The 20445-nt window shown below is 70.4% G+C and carries 18 protein-coding genes; 8 read left to right on the top strand and 10 right to left on the bottom strand.

Going from position 1 to position 20445, the window contains the following annotated elements; all coding sequences use genetic code 11:
- Window positions 1–48 precede the first annotated feature (48 nt).
- The gene (locus tag BJY18_RS31880; protein WP_184783577.1) at window positions 49–681 is read right to left on the bottom strand and encodes a peptide deformylase; all 633 of its coding nucleotides are present in this window, start codon (window positions 679–681) and stop codon (window positions 49–51) included.
- Window positions 682–760: 79 nt separating this feature from the next.
- On the opposite strand from BJY18_RS31880, the gene BJY18_RS31875 reads away from it, so the two are divergent.
- From BJY18_RS31875 to BJY18_RS31855, 5 genes are all read left to right on the top strand, one after another.
- Window positions 761–1957: a cysteine desulfurase-like protein gene (locus BJY18_RS31875; protein WP_184783576.1), complete on the top strand. Its 1197-nt coding sequence runs from the start codon at window positions 761–763 to the stop codon at window positions 1955–1957.
- 374 nt (window positions 1958–2331) lie between these two features.
- Complete coding sequence (locus tag BJY18_RS31870) at window positions 2332–2754, top strand: hypothetical protein (RefSeq protein ID WP_184783575.1); 423 nt, start codon at window positions 2332–2334, stop codon at window positions 2752–2754.
- A 115-nt stretch (window positions 2755–2869) separates the two neighbouring features.
- Window positions 2870–3502 (top strand): Rv1733c family protein, encoded by a 633-nt coding sequence (locus BJY18_RS31865; protein WP_184783574.1) that lies wholly within the window; start codon window positions 2870–2872, stop codon window positions 3500–3502.
- A gap of 737 nt (window positions 3503–4239) precedes the next feature.
- Window positions 4240–4674: a helix-turn-helix domain-containing protein gene (locus BJY18_RS31860; protein ID WP_184783573.1), complete on the top strand. Its 435-nt coding sequence runs from the start codon at window positions 4240–4242 to the stop codon at window positions 4672–4674.
- A 7-nt stretch (window positions 4675–4681) separates the two neighbouring features.
- Window positions 4682–5212: a toxin gene (locus BJY18_RS31855; protein WP_312874025.1), complete on the top strand. Its 531-nt coding sequence runs from the start codon at window positions 4682–4684 to the stop codon at window positions 5210–5212.
- Here the strand turns inward: BJY18_RS31855 and BJY18_RS31850 are convergent.
- A complete protein-coding gene (locus BJY18_RS31850; RefSeq protein ID WP_184783572.1) occupies window positions 5151–8651 on the bottom strand; it encodes an aminotransferase class I/II-fold pyridoxal phosphate-dependent enzyme in 3501 nt (1166 codons plus the stop codon). The genes BJY18_RS31855 and BJY18_RS31850 overlap by 62 nt on opposite strands.
- Before the next feature lie 568 nt (window positions 8652–9219).
- Here BJY18_RS31850 and BJY18_RS31845 point away from each other — a divergent pair.
- Window positions 9220–10356 carry an MAB_1171c family putative transporter gene (locus tag BJY18_RS31845; protein WP_184783571.1) on the top strand — a complete coding sequence of 379 codons (1137 nt, stop codon included), beginning with the start codon at window positions 9220–9222 and terminating at the stop codon, window positions 10354–10356.
- On the opposite strand, the gene BJY18_RS31840 is transcribed toward BJY18_RS31845, so the two are convergent.
- The 4 genes from BJY18_RS31840 to BJY18_RS31825 form a co-directional block, all read right to left on the bottom strand.
- Complete coding sequence (locus tag BJY18_RS31840; RefSeq protein WP_184783570.1) at window positions 10338–10991, bottom strand: DUF998 domain-containing protein; 654 nt, start codon at window positions 10989–10991, stop codon at window positions 10338–10340. The genes BJY18_RS31845 and BJY18_RS31840 overlap by 19 nt on opposite strands.
- A gap of 71 nt (window positions 10992–11062) precedes the next feature.
- Window positions 11063–11371: a thioredoxin gene (gene trxA, locus BJY18_RS31835; RefSeq protein WP_184783569.1), complete on the bottom strand. Its 309-nt coding sequence runs from the start codon at window positions 11369–11371 to the stop codon at window positions 11063–11065.
- Window positions 11368–11757, bottom strand: a complete 390-nt coding sequence (locus BJY18_RS31830) for a MerR family transcriptional regulator (RefSeq protein WP_184783568.1) — start codon at window positions 11755–11757, stop codon at window positions 11368–11370. Before BJY18_RS31830 ends, trxA begins: the two co-directional genes overlap by 4 nt.
- 46 nt (window positions 11758–11803) lie before the next feature.
- Entirely contained in the window at window positions 11804–12991 is a 1188-nt protein-coding gene (locus BJY18_RS31825) for an FAD-dependent monooxygenase (protein ID WP_184783567.1), read from the bottom strand.
- Between the two features lie 285 nt (window positions 12992–13276).
- Here BJY18_RS31825 and BJY18_RS31820 point away from each other — a divergent pair, with 285 nt between their 5' ends.
- Entirely contained in the window at window positions 13277–14833 is a 1557-nt protein-coding gene (locus tag BJY18_RS31820; RefSeq protein ID WP_246459028.1) for an alpha/beta hydrolase, read from the top strand.
- A gap of 42 nt (window positions 14834–14875) precedes the next feature.
- Here BJY18_RS31820 and BJY18_RS31815 read toward each other — a convergent pair whose 3' ends face one another.
- The 3 genes from BJY18_RS31815 to rho form a co-directional block, all read right to left on the bottom strand.
- Complete coding sequence (locus BJY18_RS31815; protein WP_184783566.1) at window positions 14876–15283, bottom strand: hypothetical protein; 408 nt, start codon at window positions 15281–15283, stop codon at window positions 14876–14878.
- 153 nt (window positions 15284–15436) lie between these two features.
- Entirely contained in the window at window positions 15437–15991 is a 555-nt protein-coding gene (locus BJY18_RS31810) for a GNAT family N-acetyltransferase (protein ID WP_221458050.1), read from the bottom strand.
- Entirely contained in the window at window positions 15992–17059 is a 1068-nt protein-coding gene (rho, locus tag BJY18_RS31805; protein WP_184783565.1) for a transcription termination factor Rho, read from the bottom strand.
- A 1806-nt stretch (window positions 17060–18865) separates the two neighbouring features.
- On the opposite strand from rho, the gene BJY18_RS31800 reads away from it, so the two are divergent.
- Window positions 18866–19585: an ESX secretion-associated protein EspG gene (locus BJY18_RS31800; RefSeq protein ID WP_184783564.1), complete on the top strand. Its 720-nt coding sequence runs from the start codon at window positions 18866–18868 to the stop codon at window positions 19583–19585.
- On the opposite strand, the gene BJY18_RS31795 is transcribed toward BJY18_RS31800, so the two are convergent.
- Entirely contained in the window at window positions 19586–20356 is a 771-nt protein-coding gene (locus BJY18_RS31795; RefSeq protein ID WP_312874128.1) for an ArsR/SmtB family transcription factor, read from the bottom strand. It lies immediately after the preceding gene.
- Window positions 20357–20445: the final 89 nt, after the last annotated feature.

The following is a 20445-nucleotide window of genomic DNA, read 5'->3' as shown; positions in this document are numbered from 1 at the left end:
ACACCGGCCACGGCGGGCAGTGTCAACCGCGAACGCTCCACAGTGGACTCAGGGCAGCTCGAACCCCAGCTCCCGCGCGGCCTCGGCCGGGGTCGGCTGCGCCCAGCGGCGGGCGACCGCCTCGTGCGTGGACAGCGAGCGCGTTTCGGCCCGGTCGAGGTAGAGGATGCCGTGCAGATGGTCGGTTTCGTGCTGGACGATGCGGGCCGGCCAGCCGGACAGCTCCTCGTCCACCACCGCACCGGTCTCGTCCTGCGCGCTCAGCCGTACTCGCAGCGGACGAGCCACCACCGCCTGCCAGCCGGACACGCTGAGGCAGCCTTCGAAGAACGCCGCGGTCTCGTCACCGGCCCGGGTGTAGGACGGGTTCACCAGCACCCGCAACGGCAGCGGCGTGATCCCGCGCGTCTCCAGCGTGGCCGCGGGCACGCCCGGGCGCTCGTTCGCCCGGTCCTCGACCACCGCGATCCGCACGCCGAGCCCGATCTGCGGCGCGGCGAGCCCGACGCCGGGCGCCTCCCGCATGGTCACCTTCATCCCCTCGATCAGCGCGGCGAACGCGGCCTCGCTCAGCTCGCCCTCGTACGGCCGGGCCGCGGCGCGCAGCACCGGATCACCGGCCTGCACGATCGGCCAGGGCAAGGGCCGGGCGAGCAGTTCGTCCACCAGGTCGGCGAGCACGGGCGGCACCTTTCCACGCGGGTGCCCGGATGATCCCACGGCTGGCCGGACCGGCACGCGATCGGGCAAGCTGTCGGCTGTGGCCTACGACGTAGATGCGATCCGCAAGCACTTCCCCGCGCTCGACGGCGGCGCCGCCCACTTCGACGGACCCGGCGGCTCCCAGGTACCGGCCAAGGTCGGCGAAGCCGTGGCCGCCACCCTCTGCTCCGCCATCGCCAACCGGGGCACAGTCACCGCCGCCGAACGCCGTGCCGACGGCGTGGTGCGCGAGGCCCGCCAGGCCGCGGCCGACCTGCTCGGCGCGCGCCCCGAAGGCGTGGTGTTCGGCCGCAGCATGACCCAGCTGACCTACGACTTCTCCCGTGCGCTGGCCAAGCAGTGGCGGCCCGGCGACGAGATCGTGGTCACCCGGCTCGACCACGACGCCAACATCCGGCCGTGGCTCCAGGCCGCGCAGGCCCGGGACGTGACCGTGCGCTGGGCGGACTTCGACCCGGAGACCGGGGAGCTGTCGGCGTCCGCGTTCGCCTCGCTGCTGACCGGCCGGACCCGGCTGGTCGCGGTCACCGCCGCGTCGAACCTGCTCGGCACCCGCCCGGACATCCCGGCGATCACCGCGGCCGCCCGCGAGGCCGGGGCGCTGAGCTACGTGGACGGCGTGCACCTCACCCCGCACAGCCCGGTGGACGTCGCCGAACTGGGGGCGGACTTCTACGTGTGCTCGGCCTACAAGTTCCTCGGACCGCACCTCGGCCTGCTGGCCGCCGCGCCGGAGCTGCTGGAGACCCTGAGCCCGGACAAGCTGCTGCCCTCCAGCGACGCCGTGCCCGAACGGTTCGAGCTGGGCACTCTCCCGTACGAGCTGCTGGCAGGCGCGACTGCGGCGATCGACTTCCTCTCCGCGCTGGTCCCTGGCGAGGGCAGCCGCCGGGCGCGCCTGGCCGTGTCGATGCGGGAGCTGGAAGACCACGAGACGGCGTTGCTCGACCGCCTCGAAGCCGGGCTGGCCGAGCTGCCCCGCGTCGTCCGGTACGGATCGGCGACCCGGCGCCGCACTCCGACAGTGCTGTTCACGGTCACCGGCACCGGCCCGAAAGCCGTGTACGAGCACCTGGCCGGCCGAGGCGTCAACGCACCGGCGTCGACCTTTTACGCCATCGAGTGTTCTCGGCGGCTCGGGCTCGGCGACACCGGCGCGGTCCGTGCCGGCATCGCGCCGTACACCACGGCGGCGGAGGTCGATCTCCTCCTGAAGGCGCTCGCGGAACTCTGATCCCGCGGCGCCGGCCACCGGGCGCACCGCGCGGGCGGTCGTTGCCGGGCGCACCGGCGCGCAGGCGGTCGCTTCCGGGCGCACCGGCGCGCGGACGGTCGCTGTCGATCACGCTCGCGACACGCGCCCACTGTCGGCTTACCGGCGCATAGCGCCAAACCGGGGGTGCGTCGCCGCCATGCACCCCCGGCATTTTCACGTCCCGTATCCGGCCTACCCCGACAGCATTACCGAACTCGATTAATCGCATTTCGAATACCATGCGTGACCTGCGAGCCTCTTCGGGTGAAAATCGTTGTCACCTGCTTCCACGGGCACGTTTTTTCCCTATCTTTCTCGTGGGCATCCACGGGGGTAGCGGAAGGAACACAGCCATGACCCAGTCGCTCGAGGTTCCGACCCAGGAATTCTGTCTCGACTGGACAATGGACGGCGCCGAGGGCGGGCGCGTCCGGTTCACCCTGTCCGGCCGGGTGAGTCTGCTCGACGGCAAGCGCTTCTACAAGGTGGACGGTGTGCTCTACATCGCCGAAGGCGGCGTTTACTGCCGGGAGATCGGGAATCCACGGTTGCACGTGCGGCGCAACGGGGTCGAGCACACCGGACGGCAGTGGGGCTGGGAGCCGATCAGCTCCCGCAAGAGCGCCAACCGTCTCTGCGCGATGGACGGCTATTTCGTGCGCACCGGTTACTGGGCCCCGGCCGACCGCAGCATCCAGCTCGGCATCGTGGCCGAATACGGCTTCAGCCGCCGCCGGACACACAGCCGGACGGCCACCGTCCGGTTGATCGACTGAACCGCGGCGTTCACCCACACGCGTGGCAGGCGTGCGCAGGAACACACCGGATTCCCAGTAAAACCGGGAAAAACGTTGCCCGGATAACAGCGCTCGCCTGGGTGAGGGGAGGACCATGGCAGGCATGCGGTACAGGACTCGGGCAGGCAGACCACCACACTTCTGTAAACGATTGCTGCGACGCCTCGGCGTCGCCCGGAACCCTTTGGTCCGCCGCTCGGACCGGGTCGAGGGCGCGCTCGCCGGAGTGGCCGTCCTGATTGCGTTGCTGGCGATCCCGCTCGCCGTCGCGTTCGCCCGCGCGGACATCGCCTCCGAGACCGCCGCCTCGGACGCGCAGCAGCGGTCACGGCACCAGGTCACCGCCACGGTGCTCACGACCGCGCCGCAACAGCAGACGTCACTGGGTGACAGCGCCCCGATCGCGAGCACCGCGCAGGTGAACGCGCTCTGGCACGTCCCCGGCGGCGCGCAACGCACCGGCCCGGTCACCGTCCCCTCGAGCGCGGCCACCGAAGGCGCCACGACCGCGATCTGGCTCGACCGCACCGGCAGGCAGACCACCGCCCCGCTCACCCACACGGACGCAGTGACCAACGGCGTACTGGTGGCCACCTTCACCTGGCTGTGCGCCGCCGGCGTACTGGCAGGCGCCTTCTGGGCGGCCCGCCGAGTACTCGACCACCGCCGCGCGACCCGCTGGGCAGACGAATGGGCCCAGTTCGCCGGCCCGGAAGCAGTCCGGTAGCCGGTCGGCTGTCCGGGTCGACGGTCGGCAGTCCTGCGGTCGGTTCGGCGGCTGACACGCACGCCGACAACTGGGCGAGTAGCCGGCAGGCATGCTGACAGCCGAGCGAGGAGCCGGCAGACAGTCCGGTGATCGGGCCAGCAACCGACGCGCAGGCCGATAGCCAAGCTGTATTCGGCAAGCAGTCGAACAAGCGGGCCGACAGCCGACAGATCGATGCGGCCCAACGGCCGATCACCCGGTCAGCCTTGGGCGTGCCGCGATAGCTCGTAGGCAGTTGGCGCCAGCTGCCGTCCAGCACGCTCACGGCGCAGGCGGCGAGTCACGGCTTGGCCTCAAGTCACGGCCCGGCGACAGCTCACCAACACCGTCGCCAGTCACAACCCGTCGCTAGTCATAACACCGGCGACAGCCACAACACCGTCGCCAGGGCACAACCGGCGCCAAGTCACCAACCCGGCGCCAGGCCGCCGCGCCCCGGCGGTACAGCTCAGCCCGGAGGCAGTCCGGTAGCTGCCCCCGGGCCCGCGCGCGGCGGACCGGCGGGGCGGCACCCCCAGCGTCGCCCCGGCCCGGTCTACGCCTGTCGCTGTGCCCGGGTGTGCGCGGTTAGCCATCAGTTAACTCGCGACGCACACAGTCTTGTGGAGGCGACCGGCCATTGTCAACTGTCCGCTAATCTGAGATAGTCGTGTTAGCTGAGAGCAATCAGCTGGACACTGGAGGGGCGAGTCAGCATGTCCGAAGACACCCGGCCGACTCTGGCCGCCAGACTCGACGACCTGTTCCGCAGCGTGCGCCCGCAGGGCAGGCACTGGACCAATGCCGAGGTCGCGGCCGAGCTGAAACGAGCGTCGCCGGAGCTGAAGGTCGGCGGGGTGTACCTTTCTCAGCTGCGCACCGGCAAGCGCACCAACCCCTCGCAGGAGCTGCTCGCCGCGCTGGCCAAGTTCTTCGGGGTTTCGGTCGCCTACTTCTTCGACGAGGAGGTGGCCGGATCGGTGCTGTCGGAGCTGGCCGCGGTCGAGGCCATGCGGCAGGCCGGGGTGCGCGCCGTCGCCATGCGCGCGGCCGGGATGCGGGAGGAGAACCTGCAGGCGATCACCACGATCATGGACCAGTACCGGCAGATGCAGGGCCTGCCGCCGGTCAGCGACGAAACGGCGAAGTGAGCCTGCTGTGCCCGAAGCCGTGGAGCGTCGCGACCAGCTGAGGCGGATGCGCGAGGAAGGGGTCCGGCGGATCGCCGAGCTCGGCCTTCCGGCGAACTACGACCTGGCGACCCTGTGCACCCGCCTCGGCGAGATCCGGGAGCGGCCGATCACCCTCGTCCCGCTGCCGATGCCCGCCTCCCACCCGTGCGGCATGTGGGTGGCCGCACGCGGGGAAGACCTCATCTTCTTCGACGCCAACACCACCGGGGCGCACCAGGAGCACATCATCTTGCACGAGCTGGGTCACATCATCTGCTGCCATCGCGGCTCGGGTCTGCTGGACGACGAGAGCGCCCGTTCGCTGTTCCCCAACCTCGACCCCGACCTCGTGCGGGACATGCTGATGCGCGCCACCTACGACGACGAACAGGAGCAGGAAGCCGAGATCATCGCCTATCTGCTCTCGGAAGAGATGGGCCGCAAGCCGAAGACGATCACGGAACCACCGGTGGCGCAGGAGAACCCGATCCAGCGGATCGAGCGGCTCCTGCAGTGAGGACGTTGCCGCGCAGGGCGGCGAGTTCCGTGGCCACAGTGGACACTGCGTACCGCAGCTGGTCCTCCTCGTGCTCGCTGGTGAGGAAGAACCGCAGCCGGGTCTGCTCCTCGTCCACCGCAGGGTGCAGGATCGGATCGACCACGATGCCGCGCTCGTACAGTGCGCTCGCCAGCCGCAGCGTGGTGGCCGAGTCGCCGACCAGGCAGGGCACGATCGGGGAGCCCTCGGCGGACCCGGTGGGCAAGCCGGCCTCGCGAGCGAGCCGGAGGAACAGCCGCGAGTTCTCCCGCAGCCGCACCAGCCGTTCCGGTTCTTCCCGCAGCAATCGCAGCGCGGCAAGGGAAGCCGCGGCGTTGGCCGGCGTGATCCCGACGCTGTAGACGAAACCGGGCAGCGAATAGCGAAGCCAGCGCACGGCCGCGGCGCTGCCGGCGAGGTAGCCACCGCAGCCGGCGAGCGATTTCGACAGCGTGCCCATCCACAGGTCGACGCCGGACCGGTCCACCCCGAAGTGATCGCCGACCCCGGCCCCGCGTGGGCCGACGGTGCCGATGCTGTGCGCCTCGTCGACCATCAGCAGGGCGCCGTAACGCCGTTTGAGGTCGATCAGCCGCGGCAGGTCGGCCAGATCACCGTCCATGCTGTACACGCCCTCGACCACGATCAGCACCCGGCGGAACCGCGAGCGCGTGCGGCGCAGCACGTCCTCCAGCCGGTCCAGATCATTGTGCGGGAAGGGCCGCCGGGTGGCACCGGAGAGCGCGCAGCCCTGCAGAATGCTGTCGTGCGCGAGGGAATCGTGCACGACCAGGTCGTCCGGACCGGCCAGGTGGCCGATCGCGCCGACGTTGGTGGCGTGCCCGCTCACCAGCACGAGGCAGTCGCCGGTGCCGAGGAACGCGGCGAGTTCCGTTTCCAGCGCCCGCGAAAGGTCCCGGTCACCGCCGAGCAACCGGCTGCCGGACACCGACGTGCCGTACCGCTCCACCGCCGCGTGCACGGCCGCGGTCACCACCGGATGCCCGGCGAGCCCGAGGTAGTTGTAGCTGGAGAAGGACAGGTACTGCCGGTCGCCGACGGACGTGGTCGCGTCCATGCGTCCCTGGTGCTTGCGGAAGTAGGGATTGCGCACGCCCGCCTGCTCGAACTCCCCCAGCCGCGCCTCGATCGCGGCCGCCTCGGGGAACCGCTCGATCGTCGCGGTCGCCGGGTCCCAGTCCGGCTCGCCCGAGTCCGCCGCAGGCACCGGCACGGTCCGCTCGACGCTCTCCGGCCCGGCCCCGCCCGGAGCTAGCAGCGCCGCCACGCCACGCACGGTCAGATTTGGCTGCTGGTCGAGTTCCAGGGCCGGCACCGGAAACCGCTTGCGCAGCTTGGCTTCCAGCTCGGTGAGCATCAGCGAATCGAACCCGAGGTCGTCGATGAGCAGCTGCCACGGGTAGAGCTCGTCCACCGGGAACGCACTCGTGCGGGCGACCTCCTCCAGAACCACGGCCAAGACGGTGTGGGCGGACGAGGGGCTCGCCGTCTCCGGCGAGGTTCCGGGCGAGGCGCTGGTTCCCGCGCCCAGCGGTGGCTGGGCCTGCGCCTTCACGAGCTTCGCGTCGTCGACGATCCAGTGCCGTCGCGGGCTGAGCGGACTGGGTGGCAGGGTGCACCGCGGCAGCCCGGTGGACGGCGGGCGCACCCCGGTTCCGGTCACCGCGCGACGGGCGAGCTCCGCCGGGGTGCCCGACGGCGCCGCGTCCTCCTTGCCCGGCGCGACGACGCCGGCGTGTACGTCCGGCGCCAGTTCACCGGTCTGGCCGGATGCGAGGGCCACCGACGCGGCGGTCAGCTTCGCCACCGCGTCACGCAGGTCGTCCGCAGCCAGGGCCAGCCGTTCCGGGAACAGAGTCCGCCGGGCCAGCGTCCCCTCGACCTCCGCCAGCGACGGGTTTTCCCTGGTCAGCGCCTCGGCGACCTCGCGGGCGTGCCGGGCCAGCCCGGCCCGGTCACGAGCGGTGAGCAGCAGCAGCCGCGGCTGCGCGGGCGGCTCCACGGGAGTGCAAGCCGCGGCCGGCTCCTCGATCACCACGTGCACGTTCGTACCGCCGAACCCGAACGCGCTGATTCCCGCGCGGCGCGGCCCCTGGCTCTCCCACGGCCGGAGCGTGGTGGCCACCCGCAGCCCCGCCTCCTCGAGCGCGAGGTGTTCGGCGGGCTCGAAATCCGGCTGCGGCAGAATCTGTCCCTTGTGGACGGACAGAATGGACTTGATCAGCCCGGCGATGCCCGCGGTGCCGAGCGAGTGCCCGACCACCGACTTGGCCGCGCCGAGATACGCCGGGCCTGCCACGTCCCGGCGCAGCTCGCCCAGCGCGGCGATCTCCACGTCGTCGCCGACCGAGGTCGCGGTGCCGTGCGCTTCCAGGTAGCCGACCGAGCCGGGGTCGACGCCGGCATCCGCGTAGGCACGGCGCAGGGCATTCAGCTGCCCGGCCTCCTGCGGCATCATGCCGCCCTTGACCGTGCCGTCGTTGGAGAGCCCGACGCCGCGGATCACCGCGTAGACCCGGTCGCCCGCCGCCTCGGCGTCCTCCAGCGGCCGCAGGACCAGTACGCCGGCCCCCTCGCCGAGCACGAAACCGTCCGCCCGCCGGTCGAACGGCCGGCATTCGCCGGTCCGGGAGATCGCGCCGATCCGGCACAGGCCGACGAACAGGTCGGGGGTGAGCACCAGCTGCGCACCTCCGGCCACGGCGATCCTGCACCGGCCGGACCGCAGCGCGAACACCGCGTTGGCCACCGCGGTGAGCCCGCCGGAGCAGGCGGCGTCCAGAGCGTAGCTCTCGCCGTGCAGGTCGAAGATGTTGCTGATCGAGCTGGGCCCCATGTTGAGCAGCAGCCCGGCGAGCGCGGTCGCGTGGAACCCGCCGACCGCGGACGCCGCCTCGGCCAGCTCCGGGCCGCCCGGCCGGCCGAACTCACCACCCGCCAGCTGGCGCAGCCGGATGTGCAGGGTGCTCATCTCGCGGTAGCCGCTCTCGCTGAGCGACATGATCACCGACGTGTCGTCGCGGTCGAACCCGCCGGCCTCCCAGCCCGCGTCCTGCAGCGCCTCCCGCGTGAGGTCGACCAGCAGCCGGTGCTGCGGGTCGAGCGATTTCGCCCGCCGCGGCGGGATCCCGTAGTGCCCGGCGTCGAAGCAGGCGACGTCGTCGACCAGCGCCATCCGATCCGAGTACGCCGCGGACGTGTCCCGGAAATCCTCGCGGTGAAACGCCTGGCGCCGCCACCGCGAATCCGGCACCGGATGAAACTGCGGTTTGGGCTCGCTCAGCAGATCCCAGTACTCGTTCACGTTGCGTGCGCCGGGAAAACGGCAGCCCACGCCGACCACCGCGATGTCCCGGCGATTTCCCGAATTCCCCCGTACCGATACCTCAGACGCCATGGTGTGACTTCCCTCGCGCCGAACCCCGCCCAGTGGCCATGAGGTTGCCCGCCTCCGCCGGGATTTTCAAGACGTTCCCAAAAATCGCACGTGAATTGCGCACCGTGATCCACCCTCGGTAGCCACACGATCACCGCGCACGACACAGAGCCACCTCCCCGCTTCTCCTGCCGAAACGCAACCGATTCGTGATCACCGGCCACGGAAACCGCCTCGGCACAGCGAAACCGCAGCGCACCGGGCCACGGCCGGACCGGTGGTTCACAAAGCGGCAAGCCCTCGTTCACCCGCCGCGCCGGCGCGGCACCCGCTTTCCTCGGTGCTCCGGAGGTTCACCCTGGCCGAAGCCACTTTTCGACGGCTGCGCGACGACGTCGCGGTGGTGTAAGGTCGCCGATCATGGACAGTTCCGCCGAGGCTGCCCGTGGCGTGCACCGGTGTGCGGGAACCGGTGCGGCGGGTACTCGAAGCAGCGCCGGATACGGCGGCGACGGCGTGGCCTGTTCCGAGCGAGCGGGAGCCGGGGCGGCGGCCACCGCGCACTGACCACGATTCTGGGGAGTCTGGTGTGGACGCACTGAGGGCTGTGCTGTTCGCTTTGTCGGCGATCGCGTCGTACGCGGCATTGCTGTACAAGCTCACGGCGATCCGGCGATCGTGGCGGGACTGGGCCTACGTCGCAATCATGTCGACGCTGATCCTGCAGTGCCTCACCTTCACCCTCGGCGCGCTGTCGATCGATGTCTCGCTGTTCGGGGTGCCGAACCTCACCATTCTCCTGCTGCACCTCGTCGCCGTCGCCTATTGCATCAGTGCGCAGATCATGATGCTGTTGTGGGCCAATCCGCTTTCGGCGGTACGCCGCCGGGTGCGGGCCTGGCTGCTCTCCGCGGCGGCACTGTGCGTGGTACTCGGCGTGCTCTTCTCGATCGGCAACCGGCCGGGCACGCCCTCGACGGAATTCTCCAGCGGCAGCAAGGATCCGGTGATTCTGACCTATCTGCTGCTGTTCATCGTGTCGCAGGCGGTGCCGTGCGTGACGATTTACCGGCAGTGCCTGCCGTATGCCCGCGGCACCACGAATCCGTGGCTGCGCCGGGCGATGCGGATGCTCGCGGCGGGCGCGGTGGTGCTGTTCCTCTACTGCGCCGCACGCACGGTGAACATCCTGAGTCCGGCGCTCGGCCTGCACCTGGGCGCGTGGACGCTCGCGGCGTCGGTGTTCAGCGTGCTGGGCATCGTGGTGGTCTCGACCGCGCTGACGATGCCGTCCTGGGGCGGGCACGTGTCCAACGCCCTGTCCTGGCGCCGCAACCTCCGCTCCTACCGGGCGCTCTACCCGCTGTGGCAGTCGCTGTACGAGTCCACTCCGGACATCGCGCTCGAGCCGCCGGCGCCGCGCGGGTCGGCCCGGCGCTGGTCGGACCTGCACTACCTGCTGCACCGCCGGGTGATCGAGATCCGCGACGGCTGGCGGGCGCTGCGGCCGTACATGGACCGCACCGACCCGGCACCGGAGACGCCGGCCGAACAGGCCGCGACGGAGGCCCGCCGGATCAAGCGAGCCCTGCGGGCCAAGGATTCCGGGTCCGCGCCCGAGGTCAGCCAGGACACCGGCGCGTTCGGCGACCACGACGCGAAGACGTTCGCCGCCGAGGTCTCCTGGCTCACCCGGGTCTCGGCCGCCTACGCCCGGCTGGACTGAACCAGCTCGGACGGCTCCGGCCGGTCCGGCAGCAGGGTCTCACCCTTCACCAGCCAGGCGGCACCGAACGCGACGACCGCCAGCGACTCCAGCCACAACGTCGGATGCCAGGCGGCCGTGGCGTCGGCGAAGAACTGCCCGATGACCACGATCAGCACCAGGCTCGCCAGCATCACGATGCCGCACACGCGATACACCACGTTGCGCGAGGTCTTGCGCCTGCTCGGCGCGGCGCCGTCGATCTTGGTGAACAGGAAGAGGCAGAAGAACGCCAGGGTGAGGAAGAAGATCGTGGCGAACACGAGGTGCGCGATGCCGATCGCGTGCTGTCCCGGCGTCGGCGAAGCGGGGGTCGTGGGGAACAGCGCGACGCCGATCGCGGCGACCGCGGCGATGTTGCCCGCGACGTCGTCGAGCACGCCGTAACCGCGGTAGGAGATCAGGAACACGCCGATGGCGCACAGTATGCCGACGAAGACGTTGCGCAGGTCGCTGTAGTAGTAGCTGCTCAGCGAACCGAGCAGGTCACCGCCTTCCAGCAGCTGCTTGCCGGCGATCACGACGATCGGCAGCGCGATCCCGAGCACGCCGATGGCGCGCCGGAGGAACAGATACGATCGGACGAACTGGGTCACGGCGGCGCCTCCCCGGTGTGGTGTGTCCTTTTTACCGGTTCGGCGGGCAGTCCGGTGGTGAATTCACCGGCTCAGCCGAGTGCGTCGTCCAGTTCCGCGAGCAGGGCGGCCTTGGGACGGGCGCCGACGAACGTGCGTACCGGGGCCCCGTCGCGGAACAGCATCAGCGTGGGCAGTGCCATGACCTGGTACTCCCGCGCCGTCTCGGGATTCTCGTCCGTGTTGAGCGTCTGCACGGTCAGGTCGTCGCGCTCCGCGTCGATCTCGGCGAGCACGGGCGCGATCATCCGGCACGGTGGGCACCAGGGCGCCCAGAAGTCGACGAGCACGGGCTTGCCGTGCGCCAGGACGTCGGCGGCGAACGTGGCGTCGGTGGTCATCGGGCATCCTCCGGTGCGGTGCAGGGGTCGGCCGTCCCGGCCGTGGCCGCGGCGAGCTTGTCGAGGAGGGCGGCGCGCACCGCGGCGAGGTCACGCAGGCAGGCTTCGACCTCGTCGAGTTTGCGCCGGTACACCTCGACCGACGCCGGACAGTCGTCGCCCGCCTCGTGCCCGGTGCGCAGGCAGTCGACGAACGGGCGGGTGTCGGCGAGGCTGAACCCGACCGTGCGCAGGGTCTGGATCTCGGAGACCAGGCGCAGGTCGTCCTCGTCGTAGTCGCGGTAGCCGTTGGCCGCGCGACCGGCCGGGAGCAGGCCCTGCGCCTCGTAGAAACGCAGGGCCCGCGTGGTGGTCCCGGCCCGCCGGGCGAGTTCGCCGATTCGCATGGGTGCGACGCTAAACCTTGACCCGCACGGGAAGGCAAGCCCGGGCTCAGGCCACGACCGGCTGCGCGTACTCACGGAACTTCACCGCGTTCGCCGCCCGGGTACCCATGTAGTCGAACAACCGGCCACCGAGCGGGCCCGCGAGCATCCGGTAGGTGCGATTGCGGGACCGGACCTTCCGCTCGGTCGGCGGGACCAGGAACCCACCCGAACCGGCGCCGTTCTTGAGCCCGACGTGCGCCGGCTTGCGCAGCCGCTGCTCGTACCGCGCGAAGGCGGTCCGGTGGTCCCCGCCCGCGGCGGCGAGTTCCCCGGCGAGCACCTGCGCCCCCATCATGGCGAGTCCGGTGCCGGACCCACCCGGCCCGGCACACCACGCCGCGTCACCGAGCAGCACCACCCGGCCGCGCGACCAGCGATCGACGCGGATCTGGCCGACCCGGTCGAAGTACAGATCGGGGGCGTCGGCCATGGCGGCCAGGAACCGCGGCACCTCCCAGCCGGCACCCGCGTACGCCTGGCTGAGGATCTCCTTCTGCCGCGCGAGGTCCGGCCGGCCGTACCCCCGCGGGTCGCCGCGGAAGTTCAGGCCGACGTGCACCGTTGCCGGATCACGGTGGCTGGCGATCATGATGCCGCGGCCGGCCTCGTTGTGGATCAGGCCGCGGTGGTCGAGGGCAAGGTGGTTCGGTGCGACGAACCCCGCAGTGTAATACCCGAGGTCGGTGCGGAACCGCTCCTCCGGGCCGAACGCCGCGGCCCGCACGCCGGAGTGCACCCCGTCCGCGCCGACCACGAGGTCGAACCGGCGCGGCGCACCGTGGCGGAAGGACACCTCGACGCCGTCGGACGTCTCGGTCAGCGTGGTCACGCGGTCGCCGAAAACGTATTCGGTGTAGTCCTTGGTGCGTTCGTGGAGGATTCGGGCCAGGTCACCACGCAGCAGCTCGAGCTCCCCGCTGATGAAGCGGCTCGGGATCGTCAGCACCGGTTTGCCCGCCGGATCGAGCAGCAGCTGGTCACCCATGCCGGTTTCGTATTCGCTGAGCTCCTCGAGCAGCCCCATGGCACGCACGAGCCGCATCTGTTCGCCGCGGAAATCGACGGCCTGACCCCCGGGCCGCAGCGCGGGCGCGGCCTCCACCACGGTGACCGAGTAGCCGTAGCGGTGCAACCAGTACGCGGCGGACGGGCCGGCCACACTGGCCCCGGAAACGAGAACGGACTTGGTCATCGGTACTCCCCTGGATCGTTCGGCTTCGACGCCACCAGAGTGCGGTGAGCCGCTTACCGCGCCCGCACGAAACGCTGACGGTGCCGGTCAGCGCCGGTCAGCGTCGGTCGGTACCGGTCAGCGCCGGTCAGTGGCGGTCAGCGCAGGTCAGCGGCGTGATGGCCCGGCCGTTCGGCCACTCTTGTCCACAATGGACGATCAGCCCCGACTGTGCCGGGATGGTGAGGTTCTGGCAGGATCCACGCCACTGAGGTCACCGGTTCACGCCCGAAAGGCAGGCTGCGCATGGGTTTGGGCAGGAAGATCGCCGTGCTGATCACGGCGGCCGCGGCGCTGGCCGGAATGTCCGCCGGGGTGCCGGCGACGGCTGCGCCGGCGGTTCCGGCCGTGGCAGCGGTGCCGGCGGCGGCAGCTGTCCCGGCGGCGGCAGCTGCGCCGGCCGTGGCGAGCGGAGTCGACTGGAAACCCTGTCCGACCGCCAGTGGCGTCGACTGCGGCAGCGTCACCGTGCCGCTGGACTGGGAGCATCCCGGTGACGGCACCATTCAGCTCGCGCTGGCCCGCCGGAAGGCGACCGACCCGGCACACCGGATCGGCTCGGTGCTGATGGATCCGGGTGGCCCCGGCGGCGCCGGCGCCGGTGAGGTGCAGGACGGCTGGTCGCTGTCACCGAAGATCACCGCGCGGTTCGACACCGTCGGATTCGATCCACGCGGCGTCGGCCAGAGCACCGCGGTGCGTTGCGGTCTCGACGAGATCAGCGGGGACAATCCGCAGCTGCCGAAGAACTCCGGCGAATTCCGGCAGCTGCTGGCCTACAACCGGGCGCTGGGCGACAGCTGCGACCGGATCACCGGGCCGCTGGCCGAGCACGTGGACACCACGAGCGTCGTGCGTGACATGGACGCCATCCGGGCGGCGCTGGGCGAGCGGAAGCTGACCTACTACGGCGTCTCCTACGGCAGCCTGATGGGCCAGCAGTACGCCGAGACCTACCCGGACCGGGTGCGGGCGCTCGTCCTGGACAGCAACATGGACCACTCCATCGGCAGCACCTGGGAGTTCCTGCGCACCGAAACCCAGGCCGTGCAGGAGATGTTCGGCCAGTTCACGCAGTGGTGCGAGCGAACCACGTCGTGCGCGCTGCACGGTCAGAACCTCCACGAGCTGATGGCGGACCTGTACTCGCGGGCGGAGCAGGGCACGCTCGGCACACCGGACGACCGGCTCGACCCGCTTGCGCTCGCCGGGCTGGTCACCCAGCACTTCTACGGACCGACCTGGGGCCGGCTCGCCAAGGACCTGATCTCGCTGCGGGACGGCAAGCCCGCCGGCGCCGCGTTCGGCGCCACCGAGACCAGCGTACCCAGTGCGTTCGGCAGCATTTTCTGCTCCGACTGGCGGCTGCCGGTCACCAGCTACCCGCAGCTGCAGAGCCAGCGCCGCGCGTTGTCGGTGCTCGCGCCGGACATGCGCCTCTCCCCGCTCGGCTGGTCCGCGGCGACCGGCTGCGCGGGCTGGCCGGGTCCGGTGCGCAACCCCCAGCATCCGCTCTCGGTCCGCCCTGGCGTGCCGGTTCTGATGTTGAACAGCCGGTTCGACCCGGCCACGCCCTACAGCTGGGCCGAACGCGCCGCGCGGCAGGCCGGGGCACCGCTGCTCACCTACGACGGCTGGGGCCACGGCGCGTACTTCAAGAACAGCCAGTGTGTCACCGACGCGGCCGACGCCTTCCTGCTGGAGGGCACCGAGCCGGAGACAGGCAAGCACTGCGCGGCGGTGCCTCCGGCCGAACAGTCCAGGGTGGACGGTCCGCGCGCACCGCGTCCGGTCGGGTTCTGAAGCTTGGCCCGGCTCCCCGAGCGAGGAGCCGGGCCAAGCGCGTCAGTAGTCGTCGCGGCCGGTGAACTGCTGTTCCAGCAGCTCGGCCGAACCGGCGACCAGTTCGAGCGGGTCGACGAACTCGTTGAGGTCGAGGTTCACCAGCGGCAGGGAATGCCGCAGGACGACGTGCTCCCCCATCACCACGATGCCGCCCACGACGAGGGTGGCGCCGGCCTCACTGAGCACCTGGTAGAGGTCCACCTCCTCCACCCGGGCGAACGGGGTGGCGATCTGCACCCAGTCCTCGCGCCGGTCGAACACCTCGCGCGCGATCACCACGACCTGCGCCCGTCCCTCACTCTCCGCATCCTGCGCGAACGTGATCCGGATCCGGATCTCGTCCGGGTCCTCCCGGATCACCCGGTACTCGTGCCTGATGAACGCGACCAGATCGGTCCACTGTGCCACGCACTTCCTCCTCGTCGATAGCTCGGCGATGATCAGCTTAGTAGCCAGGCGCAGGTCGGAGCAGCCTCCGACTCCGCGGCACGGGTTCGGCGCCGATTCGGCTGGAAGGAGCCGACCACGGACGTCGCCGCGGATCGGCAGGTGATCTCGGTGTCACCGCGGGCGTACTCGTGGCCAGGGGCTGGCGAAGGGTATTTGCGGCACCGGCTGGTCACCGTTCCCGGGCCGTGCGCAGGTAAAGCGCGAATGGCTCGCCGCGATGGCGGATTCGCGCAGGTAGGTGAATCCGAGGCGTTCCATCACCGCGCGAGACCGGACGTTGTGCGTCTCGGTGAAGGAGACGACTTCCGGCGCTCCGAGCGTTTCGAAGGCGTACGCGAGGCCGGCGCGGCCGATCTCGGTGGCATAGCCGTCTCCCCAGTGAATTTCGCGCAGTGCCCAGCCGATCTCCAGTGACCTGGCGCCCTCGACGTCCTGGTAGGACAGTCCACCCCGGCCGATCAGCTCCCCGGTTTCCCGGTGGTGGGCAAGCCATTTGCCGGCCCCATCGGTGTTCCAGCCGTGGCCGATGTCCGTCGCGCGGGCCTGCGCGTCGGCGCGGGTCCACTGGCCGTACCAGCGAACGATGCCCGGATCGGTGTGCAGGTCGTACAGCTCGTCGGCCGACTGCGGGCCGATCGGTGTGAGGCGCAGGCGTTCGGTGTCCACTCAGGCCGCCATCCGGTCCGGTACGGCGAGCGAAGCCGTGACTCTGGCGACGAATTCGGCGTTGGACCCGGTGGTACGGACCTGTTCGAGGAACTGTTCCGCGGCCCGCTTCGGTTCCTGCCCGGCGAGCGCGCGGCGAACCTCGGCGAGCACCGTGATTTCGGCGGACGGCACGATCAGCTCGTCGCGGCGGGTGCCGGAACCGAACAGGTCGACGGCAGGGAACACCCGGTGGTCGGCGAGAGTACGGTCGAGCACGAGTTCGGAATTTCCGGTGCTCTTCAGTTCTTCGAAGAAGACCGTGTCGGCGAGTGATCCGGTGCCGACCAGCGCGGTCGCGACGATGGTGAGTGAACCGCCGTCTTCGACATTGCGTGCGGCACCGAGGATCCTCTTCATCGGGTGCAGCGCACTCGCGTCGACCCCGCCGGAGAGCACCCGCCCGGACGGCCGCGAGGCGAGGTTGTAGGCACGGCCGAGACGCGTCAGCGAATCGAGCAGCAGCACCACGTCGCGGCCGGTTTCCACGAGGCGCTTCGCGCGTTCCAGCGCCAGCTCGGCGAGCGCGGTGTGCTCGGCGGGCTTGCGGTCGAAAGTGGACGCGACGACCTCGCCCCGCACGGTCCGCCGCATATCGGTGACTTCTTCCGGTCGCTCGTCGGTGAGCAGGACCATCAGGTGCGCCTCCGAGTGGTTGACCGACACCGCCTGCGCGATCGCTTGCAGCACCGAGGTTTTCCCGGTCCACGGCGGCGCGACGATCAACGCCCGCTGCCCCTTGCCGAGCGGCGCGACGAGGTCGAGCACGCGCGTGGTGAGCTGGTGCCGGCTGGTCTCGAGCACGAGCCGCTGGTCGGGATGAATCGGAGTGAGCCGCTCGAACTCGCCGCGCGGACTCCCCGGCGCGGCCCCGTTGACGGACAGAATCGCCCCGCCGTCGAGCACGATTTCGTCGCCGCGCCGCAACCCGTGCTCCCGAACGAGCCCGAACGGGACAACCGGCCCACCCGGCTCGTACCCGAGTGTCGCGGACTTGCCGTGGATATCGAGAATTCCTTGCTGTGTCATGGTTTACTCCTGAAGTGATGGGCGATCGACACGTTCGGACGCGGATCGCCGATGCAGCCGGGACCGATGGGGCCGGCCGGGGGATACACTGACTCCGCGCCCCACCGCCGGGTATTCGCGGAACCTGCAGATCACACGTGGGCGGCCAAGCCGACTTCCACGGGATGCAGCGGAAGCATAGCGCACCGGCGATCCCGCGCACAACCACCGGCGATCCCGCGCACAACCACCGGCGATCCCGCGCACAACCACCGACGATCCCGCGCACAACCACCGACGATCCCGCGCACAACCACCGACGATCCCGCGCACAGCGACCGGCGACCGACTCCAACACCGACTACCCGTGCACAGTGACCAGCGATCCCCGGCACAACCACCGACTACCCGTGCACAATTACGGGGTGACCCCCTTGCACAACCGCCGGCGACCGACTTCGCCCTCCCCTGTCACAGCAACGACCACACACCCGGCTAAGGGCCACCGACCGCGAGAACCCGCCCGGCAGCAGGCCAAAACCACACTCGATCGCGAGTCACCGCACGAGCATGGCGGGCCATCCGGATGACCTGAGCAGGCAAGGTTTCCAAGGCCGGTCGTGGTCATTCGCTGACGAATTCGCCATCGGGCGTGCCAACGTGTGCTGAATCGGCGAGGAAACCGGAATCTGGAACGAGAACTGTTTGCTGGGCGACATACGCGCGTATCAGGCAGCGTACACGGCTGGGTCGACGCCGAACACGAGTCCGGGCCCATCCAGTGCGCCGGGGCCGGGGCGGAGACTCGCGGTTCCACTGTCATCTCGAAGGCGGGGCCAACAACGGTGCGCACGGACGCACTGCCGCACTGTGGGCGGGTCAGCTCGCGTCGGGGCGGGTCGCGTCGGGGCGGGTCGCGTCGGGGCGGGTCGCGTCGGGGCGGGTCGCGTCGGGGCGGGTCGCGTCGGGGCGGGTCGGGTCGGGTCGGGTCGGGTCGGGTCGGGTCGGGGGCGAGCCTGGCATACGGCGTGGCACGAACGTCGGCCCAGCGCACGGCGACCCTTGCCGCCCGTAGGCAGCGGCGATCACCCAGGCTGCATCGCTGTGCCTTCCGACCACCACGGCACGTGGGCTGGCATGGCGTCAAGGCCGGCGCATCGGCAATCCCGCGCATTGCGTCGGAAGCAGCGTGCTCACCGTCAAAGAATTCATGACTATGGCATTAATGTCTTATCGCCCGACCATTCTTGGAAACATCTCACAAACGGTGAGTGATCGGCTACCGTACCCAGTGTCTGCAATTGCCGACAACGGTGCCGAGGGGGCAGCCATGCGGGAGGACGCCGTGTCCGGCGGGGAAGCCGGCACTGCCGGCTGTGACGGGCGCGTACAGAAGCGCGTCACGACACAACAACCACTCGTCAGGGTGGAAGGTACCCGGGAACAGCTTCGAGCGCGGCGCCGGCGAGCGCGATGCCGGTGCCAATGTCGGAGCCGGAACCAGCGCCAAGGGCGGAACCAGCGCCAGGGGCGGAGCCAGCACCAGCGCCAGGGGCGGAGCCAGCACCAGCGCCAGGGGTGGAGTCAGCGCGAGCGCCGGAACCGGGGCCAGTGCCAGCTCCGAAACCGGAGCCAATGCCAGCACCAGTGCGAGTGTCAGAGCCGGGGCCAGTGCCAGCTCCGAAACCGGAGCCGAAGCCAGAGCGAGAGTCAGCGCCGGTGCCCGTGCCCGTGCCCGTGCCACAGCCAGTCGGCGCCTCCGTTCGCAAGTCTCGCCATGTCCGCCACGTACCGCCGCCCTGGGTACGGATCTTCGGTTGCCGGCGCATGACCGCCATCACGGGGACAGTCGCCCTGCCTGCGACGGCGTTCGGCGCTGCCTGGGGCATGCTCGACCTCGGCAGTCCGCATCCGGTCTTCGGCGTCGACCGCTACTTCTGGCCGGACGACGCGGAACGGCAGCGGCTGCACTCCGCCACCCTGGACCTGCTCACCCGGCTCGACCTCGCGCACGACCGCACGCTGGCCCCGCACTGGCGAAGCACCCTCCAGACCCTCGGGCACGCGGAACGCGAGTACTTCGGCTGGTCGGAGCACCGCGACGGAACCCGCCACAGCGCACTGGCCGCGCGCCACGGCACGGACGCGGTTCTCGCCACCGTGCGCGACGACCTGGTCGAACTGCGCCCCATCCCGGCGACCCGGCTGGCCACCGCTCTGTTCGACACGCTCCCGACGGCGCCAGGCGCGGCGATCCGTTCCGCGGTCATGGACCGTCCGACCGAGGAAACCCCGGATCCGTTCGACGACAGTGCCGACCGCGACCACTTCGCCACGGTGTTCTCCCGGCCGCAGCGCGCCGTGCATCAGCTCTACACGGCCCGACGGCACGACGGCCGCCGCTTCACCGGCGGCCCGATCACCGCCGTCGACCTCGACCTCGGCCGCGTGCTCACCTACCGCAACGGCGAAGACCGCGTCGAGCTGATCTCCGGCAGCCCACGTGCCGTCGTGAAGGTGTTGAACGACACCTGCGCGGCCCTCTAGTCACGGCTTGTGCCTGAGATCCACCGACAGGGGTTTCCCGGTCTCCAGCAAGGATTTCAGGTTCGAGAGCACGACCGCCCAGCCACCGGAGACGTCCCGGTGCGCCTTCTCGTCGGCAAGGTCGGTGTGCGTCACCGTCAGCCGCACGCTTCCCTGGAACGGCTGGATGTCGAAGACCACCTGCGACGGCACCTGCCCTTCCGGGCCTGCCGGATCGGACCACGTGGTGACGAGCCGCCGCGGCGGGTCCGCCTCGACCACCTCCCCGACCACGTCGGAGACGCCCGAATCGTCGGCCCGCACGTGTGCCCAGGACGAGCCCGGCCGCCAGTCGGACTCGTTGCGATGTGCCCAGTACCGCGCGGTGATCTCGGGGTCGGTCAACGCCTCCCACACCCGCTCCGGCGTGCTCTCGATGTAGGTGACGTAGACGAAACTCGGCTTCTCGTTCATGGCTTCCTCTGCTCGGCATTTGACAGCGTTCAGGACACGCAACCGGGGCCGCTCGAAACGGTCCACCCACCGCTCCTGCATGTCCTGCAGCGGCATCGGGTTCAGGTAGTGCAGCTTCTCCCGGCCCCGGCGGACGGTGCTCACCAGGTTCGCCTCCTCCAGGACCGCGAGGTGCTGGGTGACGGACTGGCGCGCCATCTCCAGCCGGCGGCACAGCTCACCCAGCGTCTGCCCGTTGTCCTCGCGCAGCTGGTCGAGCAGGTACCTGCGGGTCGGGTCGGCCAGCGCCTTGAACACCTTGTCCAGTTCCGGTTGCACACCCACAGTAACGCAGGTGAACACCTGCATGTCAAGGCAGCAGCGTTCGCCCGCAGCGGACGGTCACGGAACGTGACACCCGAAGAGGA

It is taken from the genome of Amycolatopsis jiangsuensis (genome assembly GCF_014204865.1).
Taxonomy (GTDB): Bacteria; Actinomycetota; Actinomycetes; order Mycobacteriales; family Pseudonocardiaceae; genus Amycolatopsis; species Amycolatopsis jiangsuensis.
The sequence above is the reverse complement of the archived record's forward strand: the minus strand, read 5'-3'. Positions and strand labels throughout refer to the sequence as shown.

Bases quoted from the DNA above. Each gene is read 5' to 3' on its own strand.
- BJY18_RS31820 (WP_246459028.1), top strand. From the start codon at position 13,277: ATGGGTTTGGGCAGGAAGATCGCCGTGCTGATCACGGCGGCCGCGGCG.
- trxA (WP_184783569.1), bottom strand. From the start codon at position 11,371: ATGACCACCGACGCCACGTTCGCCGCCGACGTCCTGGCGCACGGCAAG.
- BJY18_RS31800 (WP_184783564.1), top strand. From the start codon at position 18,866: ATGACCGCCATCACGGGGACAGTCGCCCTGCCTGCGACGGCGTTCGGC.
- BJY18_RS31870 (WP_184783575.1), top strand. From the start codon at position 2,332: ATGACCCAGTCGCTCGAGGTTCCGACCCAGGAATTCTGTCTCGACTGG.
- BJY18_RS31865 (WP_184783574.1), top strand. From the start codon at position 2,870: ATGGCAGGCATGCGGTACAGGACTCGGGCAGGCAGACCACCACACTTC.
- BJY18_RS31850 (WP_184783572.1), bottom strand. From the start codon at position 8,651: ATGGCGTCTGAGGTATCGGTACGGGGGAATTCGGGAAATCGCCGGGAC.
- BJY18_RS31825 (WP_184783567.1), bottom strand. From the start codon at position 12,991: ATGACCAAGTCCGTTCTCGTTTCCGGGGCCAGTGTGGCCGGCCCGTCC.
- rho (WP_184783565.1), bottom strand. From the start codon at position 17,059: ATGACACAGCAAGGAATTCTCGATATCCACGGCAAGTCCGCGACACTC.
- BJY18_RS31830 (WP_184783568.1), bottom strand. From the start codon at position 11,757: ATGCGAATCGGCGAACTCGCCCGGCGGGCCGGGACCACCACGCGGGCC.
- BJY18_RS31860 (WP_184783573.1), top strand. From the start codon at position 4,240: ATGTCCGAAGACACCCGGCCGACTCTGGCCGCCAGACTCGACGACCTG.